The 11,796-nt window shown below is 36.2% G+C and carries 7 protein-coding genes; all 7 read right to left on the reverse strand.

Translation table 11 applies throughout. The annotated features are described in order from the left end of the window. On the reverse strand, positions 1–434 hold a 434-nt coding region (locus tag B0186_RS08760), incomplete at its 3' end, for a site-specific DNA-methyltransferase (RefSeq protein WP_268875292.1). 37 nt (positions 435–471) lie between these two features. Beyond that, positions 472–1,491: a quinone-dependent dihydroorotate dehydrogenase gene (gene pyrD / locus B0186_RS08765; protein ID WP_078218979.1), complete on the reverse strand. Its 1,020-nt coding sequence runs from the start codon at positions 1,489–1,491 to the stop codon at positions 472–474. A 69-nt stretch (positions 1,492–1,560) separates the two neighbouring features. Continuing rightward, complete coding sequence (pepN, locus tag B0186_RS08770; protein ID WP_078218980.1) at positions 1,561–4,170, reverse strand: aminopeptidase N; 2,610 nt, start codon at positions 4,168–4,170, stop codon at positions 1,561–1,563. 108 nt (positions 4,171–4,278) lie between these two features. Further along, the gene (locus B0186_RS08775) at positions 4,279–6,738 is read right to left on the reverse strand and encodes a glycogen/starch/alpha-glucan phosphorylase (protein ID WP_078218981.1); all 2,460 of its coding nucleotides are present in this window, start codon (positions 6,736–6,738) and stop codon (positions 4,279–4,281) included. A 189-nt stretch (positions 6,739–6,927) separates the two neighbouring features. After that, on the reverse strand, positions 6,928–8,367 hold the full coding sequence (gene glgA, locus B0186_RS08780) for a glycogen synthase GlgA (protein WP_078218982.1): 1,440 nt from the start codon (positions 8,365–8,367) through the stop codon (positions 6,928–6,930). A gap of 75 nt (positions 8,368–8,442) precedes the next feature. Next, positions 8,443–9,753, reverse strand: a complete 1,311-nt coding sequence (gene glgC, locus B0186_RS08785; protein ID WP_078218983.1) for a glucose-1-phosphate adenylyltransferase — start codon at positions 9,751–9,753, stop codon at positions 8,443–8,445. A gap of 50 nt (positions 9,754–9,803) precedes the next feature. Then, positions 9,804–11,792: a glycogen debranching protein GlgX gene (gene glgX / locus B0186_RS08790; RefSeq protein WP_078218984.1), complete on the reverse strand. Its 1,989-nt coding sequence runs from the start codon at positions 11,790–11,792 to the stop codon at positions 9,804–9,806. Positions 11,793–11,796: the final 4 nt, after the last annotated feature.

Raw genomic sequence — 11,796 nt, forward strand, 5'->3', positions numbered from 1 at the left:
TGTGCTGTGCTGTGCTGTGTGGCATTATTACGTTCAAAATAAGTCTCTTCACTCTCTTCTGAACTTTGTCCACCACTAAGAACGCAATCTTTAAATGGAAAATCTAATACAATATCCGTACTATCTTTTAAAAAACGACTGCCATCAGTAAGCCCAATACGGTTCTTATATTTGGTATAAGAATGACTGACTTTATTTTGCGATAAAAAGAATTGAAAGTCCGCTTGTTTAAAAACAAATACGCCATCAATATCCACAAAAAAATGACGTTTTAGCTCATCATTTTTTAATAATATAGCAAGAATTTCACGATCATGTTGTTCTAGTTTATCGAGCAATAAATTATGTGCTAATTCTGTTTTTTCTTCATTTGCCCAAACATCATCAAAACTTTGTAGGGCTTTTTTTAGTTCATCTTGTAAATTCTTATTCATATTTAGTTTTCCTTAATTTTTTGGATAATTTCAAATTTCATTTAATATTCTGTACCAATTCTTTAATCAATCTCGGTCCATGGTAAATAAGCCCTGAATAAACTTGTATTAGATTTGCACCAACATTAATTTTGGCTTGCGCACTTTCTAGGCTATCTACTCCACCACAACCAATAATTGGAATGTTTCCTTTTAATTCTTGCGACAAACGAGCAATAATCTCGGTACTTCTTTGTTGTAAAGGTTTGCCGCTTAAGCCGCCAATTTCTTGTGAATATTTGAGTTGAGGTAAGTTTTCGCGAGAAATTGTCGTATTGGTTGCAATAACGCCATCTATTTTGTGACGTTGTAATGTATCAGCTATTTGTACAAGTTCTTCTTCTGTTAAATCTGGTGCGATTTTGACGGCGATTGGGACATATTTATTATGTAAATCACAAAGAATTTTTTGCTGATTTTTGACCGCACTTAATAAATCCTCTAAGGCATCACCATATTGCAACTGGCGTAGTTCAGGTGTATTGGGCGATGAAATATTGATCGTAATATAATCGGCATAATTATAAGCCTTGTTCAAACAATAAATATAGTCATCTTTTCCCTTTTCGATTGGGGTGATTTTATTTTTACCAATATTGATGCCAATAATGCCTTTATAGTGAGCGCGTTTTACATTTTCGATAAGGTAATCAATTCCCTTATTATTAAAACCATTACGATTAATAATCCCCTCAATCTCAGGAAGTCTAAATTGTCTTGGTTTAGGATTACCTTCTTGTGCTAAAGGAGTCACAGTACCTACTTCAATAAAGCCAAAACCCATAGTGCCAAATCCATCAATAGCGTCGCCATTTTTATCAGCCCCCGCCGCTAAGCCAATGGGATTTTTGAATTTTATTCCCATGACTGTTTTTTCCTCGCCTTGTGGACAAGCTAAAAGGCTTTTAATGATTGGATTTAACGGGGAATTTCCCGTCAATTTGAGAAGTTTTATGGTTAGATCATGTGCATTTTCTGCATCAAGGGAGAAGATTGCTTTACGAATTAATGAATACATAGTTTTATCTCTCTGGATAGTTTTAACTGAAGAAAAAAGTGCGGTAAATTCTACCGCACTTTTGAGATTTTATTGAAGCGCTTTTTCGATTTTCTCGAATAAGTCTTTTGACAGATTGTCTGTTTCACTTAAACGAACTAACGCCCGTTTCATCAAGGTTTGTCTTTGTGGATCAAAACGAGAGAAACGAATTAATGGTTCAATTAGACGAGAAGCAACCTGTGGATTGCTTTCATTTAGTTTTAATAAGACCTCTGTGAGAAAGCGATACCCTGAGCCATCTGCCACATGAAAGCCTTTTAAGTTATGCATACAAAAGCCACCGACTAAGGCTCTTAAACGGTTTGGATTGTTAAAATTAAAACTTGGGTGCTCCATTAATTGCTGAACATGTGCCAAAGTATTCTCTTCTGGTCTTGTTGCTTGCAAGGTAAACCACTTATCCATTACCAAGCCATCATGTTGCCATTTTTGTTCAAAATCTGCTAATAGCTGATTACGACAAGGAAGCTGTGCTTGTGTTGCAGCTTTGAGCGCACTCAAGCTATCCGTCATATTATCTGCGTAAGTGTAATGTTTATTGACCAAATTATTGCCTAAATTTGTATAAGCTAAATAATTTAAGCAAAGATTACGCAAACCTCTTAAGGCAATATCTTGTTCTGTGACTTGATAGCTACCCAACTGAATTTCATTGTAGGTTTTTAAGAATAGATCTTTCAGGTTTTCTGCGATATAGCGTTGCATAAATTCGCATACTGCATAAATACCTTCAGGATCAATAGTTTTGAATAATTCTGCAAATTCAGTTTCTTTTGGCAGGGTTAAAATTGTCGTTGTTAAACCAATATCTTGTTGATAATTCTCTAGTACTTGAGAAAGTGCGGTCAAAATTTCGTTGGAAAAATCTAACTCTTGTCCTTGTTGATAATTAGTTAAGTTACGACGTAACTCAGCATTAAATAACATTTGTGCCGCATCCCAACGGATAAAGTCATTTTTAGCGAATTTTAATAAAGTAATTAATTGTTTGGTGCTATACGCATAATCCAATTTTACTGGAGCAGAAAAATCACATAATAATGCGGGTACAGGGCGAGTATAAATATTTTGAAACTCAAAAGTTTGCTCTTGCTGTGTGAGATTAAGCACCTCAGAAAGCCCTACGCCATTCGCCTGTAAACATTGTTCAATCCCATTTTCATCATATAAAGCAATTTTTACTGGAATATGCAAGTTGACTTTTTCCATTTGATCTGCTGTTGGTGCAGTAGATTGAGCGATTTTGAGTTGATAAGTATGATTTTTCTCATCATAAAAATCTGTGACTCGCAATTCTGGTGTGCCTGATTGGCTATACCAACGGCGGAATTGTTTCAACTCAATATTATTTGCCTGTTCCATTGCCACAATAAAATCTTCGCAAGTGGCAGCTTTGCCATCATGATCCGCAATATAGCGCTGCATACCTGCTTGAAAGCCTTTTTCTCCCAATAACGTATGGAGCATACGAATAACTTCTGCACCTTTTTCATATACTGTCACGGTATAGAAGTTATTCATTTCAATCACTTTTTCAGGGCGAATTGGGTGCGACATCGGACTCGCATCTTCGGCAAATTGTACTGTGCGTAAAAATTTTACGTTATTGATGCGATTGATTGCTCGTGAGCCTGTATCAGATGAGAATTCTTGATCTCTGAATACCGTTAATCCCTCTTTTAAGCTTAATTGGAACCAATCTCGGCAAGTTACTCTATTTCCCGTCCAGTTATGGAAATATTCATGAGCAATTACACTTTCAATGGCTAAATAATCTTCATCTGTAGCAGTTTGTGGATTGGCAAGTACAAATTTTGAATTAAAAATATTTAACCCTTTGTTTTCCATTGCGCCCATATTGAAGAAATCTACCGCGACAATCATGTAAATGTCTAAGTCATATTCTAAATTGAACCGCTCTTCGTCCCATTTCATTGATTTTTTCAAGGCTGTCATTGCCCAATGAGCACGATCAAGATTGCCACGATCAACATATAATTCTAAAGAAACATTACGACCGCTCTTTGTCACAAAATTATCTTGTAATAAGTCAAAATCTCCAGCCACTAAAGCAAATAAATAGCTTGGTTTTGGGAATGGATCTTGCCATTCAACCCAATGACGACCATCTTCCATATTGCCAGCAGCAATACGATTACCATTAGATAAAAGATAAGGATATTTGCTCTTATCTGCCGTGATTTTAGTTGTATAGCGCGCAAGGACATCTGGGCGATCCAACATATAAGTAATTTGACGGAAGCCTTCTGCTTCACATTGAGTACAAATTCCATCGCCCGATTGGTAAAGACCTTGCAAAGAAGTATTAGTACTTGGTTGTAAATGCGTAACAATTTCTAACTCAAAATTTTTGGTATCTACATGAGTTAAATCTAAAGTAAGACTTTCTTCATCTTGTTCGTAAGATTTGAAATTTTCACCATTCAGTTTAATTGAAATAAATTGAAAATTATGACCATCTAAGCGCAATTGTTGGCTTTCTGGATTAAGGCGTTGATATTGGCTTTTGGCGGTAACGATGGTTTGTTGTGGATCTAATTGGAAATCAAGATAGATGTCGGTAACAGTAAAATCAGGGCTTCGATAATCTTTTCTATATTTTGCTTTTTTTAGCATAATTACAACCTAAATTTGTTGTGAAAAAACGGCTCTAGGATATGATTTTTCGCTTGGGATTTCAAGTTATAACAATAAAGGGAGCATTTAGCTCCCTTTAAACTTTGTTTATGCCAGTTTTAATGGCTCGATTTTCCAGATTTTCTCTGCGTATTCTAAAATAGTGCGGTCAGATGAGAAGAAACTCATATTCACAATATTTTGTAATGCGCTTTCAACCCAAGCATCTTGATTTTTATATTTCTCATCAACAACTTTCTGCATTTCCACATAGCTACGGAAATCAGCAAAAGATTGATAATAGTCATAAGAACGTAATGAGTTCAATAAATCATGGTAGCGAGTTGGCTCTTTTGGCGAGAAACGGCCTGAATTGATTTGATCAATGACTTCACGCAATTGTGCATCTGATTGGTAAATATCAAATGGGTGATATCCGTTACGACGTAACTCTTCTACTTGTTCTACTGTATTACCAAAGATGAAGATATTGTCTTGTCCAACATTATCTAAAATTTCTACATTTGCACCATCTAACGTACCTAATGTTAACGCACCATTTAAAGCAAATTTCATATTACTTGTACCAGATGCTTCTGTTCCTGCTAGAGAAATTTGTTCTGAAATATCTGCGGCTGGAATGATAATTTGTGCAAGGCTTACACTGTAGTTAGGGATAAATACTACTTTCAAACGACCTTGTAGGCGACCATCGTTATTAATGATATTCGCTACATCATTGATTAAATTAATGGTTTGTTTCGCTGCAGTATAAGCTGATGCTGCTTTACCTGCTAAGATAAAGACACGAGGTGTCCAATCTTTTTCTGGATTAGCAAGCATTTCGTTATAACGAGCTACAATGTGCAATACATTAAGGATTTGGCGTTTGTATTCATGAATACGTTTCACTTGAACATCAAACAACGCATTTGGATCTAATTCAATGCCTAGCTCTTGTTTTACATAGTTTGCTAGACGTTGTTTATTTTTACGTTTAATTTCTGGAATAGCTTTTTTCAATTCAGGATCTTGAATATGTGCTTTTAGGTTTTCTAATTGCGCTAAATCCTTACGCCATTCAGTGCCAATATATTTATCAAATAATGCGGATAAATCTGGATTTGCAACAGCAATCCAACGACGAGGTGTAATACCATTTGTTACGTTAGTAAAACGTTCTGGATAAATGCGAGCAAAGTCAGCGAAAGTTGAACTTACCATCAGATCTGAATGGATTGCTGCAACACCATTTACTTTATGCGAGCCAACAACAGATAACCAGCCCATTCTCACTTTGCGAGTATCGCCTTCTTCAATTAATGATACACGACGAATAAAATCGTTATCTGTAGTGACATAAGTGCGGACGTATTCTAAGAAATAATCATTGATTTCAAAGATGATTTGTAAATGGCGTGGTAAAATTTTCGCCATCATTTCTACTAGCCACGTTTCCAACGCTTCAGACATTAATGTATGGCAAGTATAAGAGAAGACTTGACGGCACATATCCCAAGCTTTTTGCCAGCTATATCCTTCTTGATCAATTAAAATATACATTAATTCTGGAATAGCTAAGGCTGGGTGGGTATCATTTAAATGAATTGCAACTTTGTCAGCTAAATTATCTAATGTTTCATGAGTACGTTTATGACGTTTAATAATATCTTGTAAAGATGCTGAAACTAAGAAATATTCTTGGCGTAAACGTAGTTCTCTACCTGCTGTCGTTGAATCATCTGGGTAAAGTACACGAGATACATTCTCAATAGATGATTTTTCTTCAATTGCATGGAAATAATCACCACGGTTGAATGAAGCTAAGTTAAATGTTTCGCCAGCATTTGCGCTCCATAAACGCAATGTTGTAGCACTTTCATTGTTATATCCTGGGATCATTTGGTCGTAAGCAAGTGCGGTAATTTCTTCCGCATTTTCCCAAATACATTTTTTGCCTTCAAAATAGATATGGCCACCGAAATGGATATTAAAACGTTTAGAAGGACGAATAAATTCCCATGGTGAGCCTTTTTCTAACCAAGCATCTGGTTTCTCAACTTGGCGACCATCTTCAATATGCTGTTGGAACATACCGTATTCATAACGAATTCCATATCCCATACCTGGAATAGCAAGAGTGGCGATAGAATCCATAAAACAAGCAGCGAGGCGTCCTAATCCGCCATTACCTAAGCCAGGATCAACTTCTTTTTCCAATACGTCTTCTAAATCAACATTAAGCTCAGATAAAGCCTCTTTTGCTAAGTTATATACACCTTCAGAAATTAACGCATTTGACAATGTGCGTCCCATTAAAAATTCCATTGAAAGATAATAAACTCGACGAGTTTCATCTTTTCTCGCTTGACGAGCAGTGGAGATCCAACCTTCAGTGACTAAATCACGCACAGCGTACAAGGTTGCATTCAGCCAATCACGTTGACTTGCCTCTTCTGGCGAACGACCAATTAAGAAAATTAATTTATAAACAATCGCCTTTTTCAACGAGTCCGTTGTATTTTCTGGGCGATTATAGGAAAAAGGGGTATTAAGTGTATTCACCATTAGGCTAAAACTCCTGATTAATAAAAAATTAACTAATAAAAAAACTAACGAATTTTATTCATCTGTATAAAAAATACAATAAAATTTTATACAAATTCATCAAAAAAAATAATAAATCCCTTTACTAAAGCACAAAAAATAAAATAACTTGAATATTTCTACTCAAATTATTTTATTTCTATTTAAAACTTAGTTGCCTAAAAGCATATTGTATAAAGCTTGGTAACCTTTTGCAGAGATTTGCCAACTGAAATCTTGTTCCATGGCATTCACTCTTACGCTTGCCCATTGAGTTTGTTTACCCCATAAGGCAAATGCACTGTCAATACCGTAGCATAATCCACCGACATCAGCATCGTTAAATACAAAGCCTGTTGCATGGCGTGATTTGATATTTTCATTATTACTATCAACCACGGTATCTGCTAATCCACCTGTTGAGCGAACTAATGGCAAGGTACCATATTTTAGTCCATATAATTGGGTTAAACCGCAAGGCTCGAAACGGCTTGGAACAAGGATAACATCGCCACCAGCAACCATTAGGTGCGAAAGCGCTTCATCATAACCAATTTTTACCGCAATATTTTCAGGATATTCTTGCGCTAGCCAATTAATTCCAGCCTCTAAATGTGCTGAACCAGAACCCAAAATTGCCAGTTGTCCACCTTGCTGAACAATTCGTTCCGCACTACTAATTAATAAATCCACCCCTTTTTGTTCCGTTAGACGTGTAACCATGACAAATAAAAGTGCGGTCGGATTTTGTGGCAAATTAAAATATGCCTGTAATTTGGCTTTATTTTTCGCTTTGCCAGACATGGATTTCAACTTGTAATGATCTTCGATATATGGGTCATTATTTGGGTGCCAAATTTTTTCATCTACACCATTTAAGATACCAACTAATCTTCCTTGCGCTTTTAATGTTTGCAACAGACCTTGCAATCCGTAAGCAAATTCAGGTGTTGTGATCTCTTTAGCATAAGTTGGACTTACTGCGGTAGAAACATCAGAGTAATATAAGCCTGCTTTCAAATAAGACATTTCACCATACAATTCTAAGCCATCAACATTAAACATCCACCAAGGTAAGCCAATTTCAGCTAAATGGTAAGGTGAAAAACGACCTTGATAGGCTAAATTATGAATAGTAAACACCGATTTAGCTGGACGACCTTTGTTATGCAAATAAGCGGCCGTTAAACCTGCATGCCAATCATGTGCATGGACAACCTCTGCACGCCACCAAAAATCTAATCCTGTGGCTAACTCTGCTCCAACCCAAGCCAATAATGCAAAACGCTTATAGTTGTCAGTATAGTCGTTATACCACATATCATGATATGGATTTCCTTCACGAGCATAGAGATGAGGCGCATCAATTAAATAAACGCCAACCCCATTATATTCGCCGTAACGTAATACGATATGCCCCGCAAAGTTATCAAACTCAGCCACAACAACGGTATTTGGAATACCACGAGAAATCGCTGGATAAGCTGGTAAAACAACTCGAGCATCAATGCCAATTTCGTTTTGTGCGAAAGGCAAAGCGCCCATTACATCAGCCAATCCACCTGTTTTTAATAATGGATATAATTCTGAACAAACATGCAATACTTTCATTGTTAATTTAAATCCTTGATAAAAGTGCGGTAAAAAAAGTAAAAGTTTTTACCGCACTTATTTATATTTATACGCTTAGTCTAAATGAGCTTCAGACGCCACTTCTTCACCATTTAATTTTTTCAACATTGACTCAGTGACAAGAATGACTTTGCCAGTGCTACTTACACGGAAACGCTTACGATCTTCTTCAATATCAACACCAATTACTGTGTTATCAGGAATGACTGAATGACGATCAATAATACAGTTACGTAAAATACAGTTTTTACCAATAGTTACTTCAGGTAGTACAACTGAATATTCTACTTTGGTGCCTTCTTGAATTTTCACTTTATCAAATAATACAGAATAGCTAATTTCCGCATCTGTAATCACACAACCACCAGAAATAAGAGAATTATCTACAGGTTTAATATTTTGTTTTCTATAGAAGAATTTTGATGGATAGGTTTGTGCTGGATTACCTCTAATTGGCCAGCGTTGATCATAAATATCCAATTGTGGATTTTCTGAAACTAAATCAATATTTGATTGCCAGAAACTATCTAATGTACCCACATCACGCCAGTAAATTTCACCATCTGTATTACGTCCCATGCAAGAGCGGCTAAATGGGTGTGCATATAAAACTTCTTCTTCTAAAGATTTTGGTAGAATATCTTTACCAAAGTCATGTGATGTATATGGTGTATTTACTTCACGCATCAATACGTCATATAAGTAATCTGCATCAAATACATAAATACCCATTGAAGCTAAAGAAGTGTCTGGTTTATTTGGAATAGCTGGTGGATCTTTTGGTTTTTCCACGAATGCTTTAACTTTCAAGTTTTCATCTACAGCCATAACCCCAAACTCTGAAGCCTGTTCACGAGGAACTTCAATACAACCTACAGTACATTTTGCACCACTTGATACATGGTCTAATAACATTTGGCTATAATCTTGTTTGTAAATATGGTCACCGGCTAAGATAAGAATATATTTTGGGCAATAGTGATCACGGATAATCGCCATGTTTTGATAAACAGCATCAGCTGTACCACGATACCAAGTAGAGTCATCAATTTGTTGACGAGCTGGCAACATATCAATAAATTCGCCACGCTCTTGTGGTAAAAATGACCAGCCTTTTTGTAAATGGCGTAATAAAGAATGTGCAGCATATTGTGTTACCACACCAATGCGGTTTAAACCAGAGTTAATACAGTTTGATAATGCAAAATCAATAATACGGCGGTTACCACCAAAATATAACGCTGGTTTAGCACGTTTGTCTGTCAGTTCATGAAGTCGTGAGCCTCGACCTCCAGCGAGAATTAATACTAAGGTATCTTTAACAAGTTCATATTTACTTAGATTTTTAGCGATACTATTACTCATAGCAACTCCTTATACTTTAATTTTATACTCACGACTAACTCAAGATTGAGTTATTCACTTATTTTCTGTAACACACAAAAAGCTAAATCAGTTAAATCTAACTGTTCCTTTTGTAAAAATGCTACTTCTGAATTGCACAAAATTTCCCAATTACCTTGAGGCAATGAAAATTTTTGTAAATTTGCTTTGGCATTAATAACAAACAAATATTTGTTATCCAGCAAAATCTGAAACGCCTTAATGTCTTTATTATGCCAATCTTTTAACGACATATTTTCAGCATCAACATTTAGCCAAGAGACATTGCTTTCTTGCCACCAATTATCTTGTTGCAAGCTTGGAATTTGCTTGCGCAAGGCTATAACTTGCTTGGTTAAAGCAAAAAGATCTTGCTCAAAATGCTGCCATTTCAACCAAGTTGTTTCATTATCTTGGCAATACGCGTTATTGTTACCATTTTGAGTATTGCCAAATTCATCGCCAGCTAACAGCATTGGCGTACCATTGGATAGTAATAAACTCATTAAAAGTCCACAGCGACTTAAATAACGAGCCTCTTCAATATGTGAATTAGTGTCTTCATTACCTTCGACACCATGGTTATAGCTATAATTTTCACTACGTCCATCTCGGTTATCTTCGCCATTTGCAAAATTGTGCTTTTGGTTATAACTCACCAAATCTCGCAAAGTGAAACCATCATGTGCGGTAATAAAATTAATCGAATTATGCGGACGTTTTTTATTTCGACGATAAATATCACTTGAACCAGCAAAGCGTTCAGCAAAAATGCCTAACTCTCCACTTTTCCATAACCAAAAACGGCACATATCATCACGAAAATGATCATTCCACTCAGCAAAATAATCAGGGAAGTTCCCTACTTGGTATCCGCCTATACCAATATCCCAAGGTTCCGCAATAAATTTCACTTTTTGTAAACTTGGGACTTGTTCGATTTCTTTAAATAATAAGGCTTGAGCATTAAAATCTGGGGTTTCGCGCCCTAACACAGAAGCCAAATCAAAGCGAAAACCATCAACATGACATTCTTCAACCCAATAGCGAAGACAATCTACTACCCAGCGACGCCCTATCTCAGTTGATAAATTAAGGGTATTCCCACAACCAGTTAAGTTAAAATAATTTCCAGTTTCGTCCTGCCAATAATAAGTCCGATCATCAATTCCTCGTTGGCTAAAGGTTGGAAAATGCTTTTCTGATTCCACGGAATGATTGAATACCACATCTGAAATGACTTCAATACCCGCTTGATGTAATGCTTTTACCATAGACTTAAATTCAGTTAATGGCGTGGTATTTGTTTGCTTTGAGCAATATTTAGGTTCAACAGCAAACATGGCTAAGGGACTGTAACCCCAATAATTTTGTAGCCCTTTTTCCTGTAAGTGCGGTTCATCTAAATGATAATTTATTGGCAATAATTCCACCGCACTTATGCCTAACTCTTTTAAATAAGCAATGGCATTGGGGTGCGCTAATCCCGCATAAGTCCCTCGAATTTCTGCTGGAATATCCTCGCGTAATTGCGTAAAACCTTTGACATGAAGTTCATAAATTATACTTTCAGCCCAAGGCGTTTGAGGCAGAATATCATTTTCCCAATCAAAAGATGAAGATGTGATTAAGGCTTTTGGTGCTAAATGCCCATTATCTCGTTCATCATTGAGCAAGAACCAAGAACGATTTTCTTCGCTACTTAAATCTGGCTTACCAGTCACCGATCTTGCATAAGGATCTAACATCAATTTATTTGGATTAGATAAAGAACCTTCTTTGCCATAAATGCGAAACCCATATTCAGTACCATAATCCAATCCACTTAGCCAAATGTGCCACACATTTTCAGTGCAATACATGGGAAAACGAGTTTCTTGAGTTGAACCTTGTTTAAAAATACAAAGTTCAACCGCACTTGCTTGTGAAGAATAAATAGCGAAATTAAATCCTGTGATATTTTCTACATCACATTCTGTACTGCCTAAGGGATATGCTTTACCTAAATTAATCTTACTCATGGAT

It is taken from the genome of Canicola haemoglobinophilus (assembly GCF_002015075.1).
In the GTDB taxonomy this organism is placed as follows: Bacteria; Pseudomonadota; Gammaproteobacteria; order Enterobacterales; family Pasteurellaceae; genus Canicola; species Canicola haemoglobinophilus.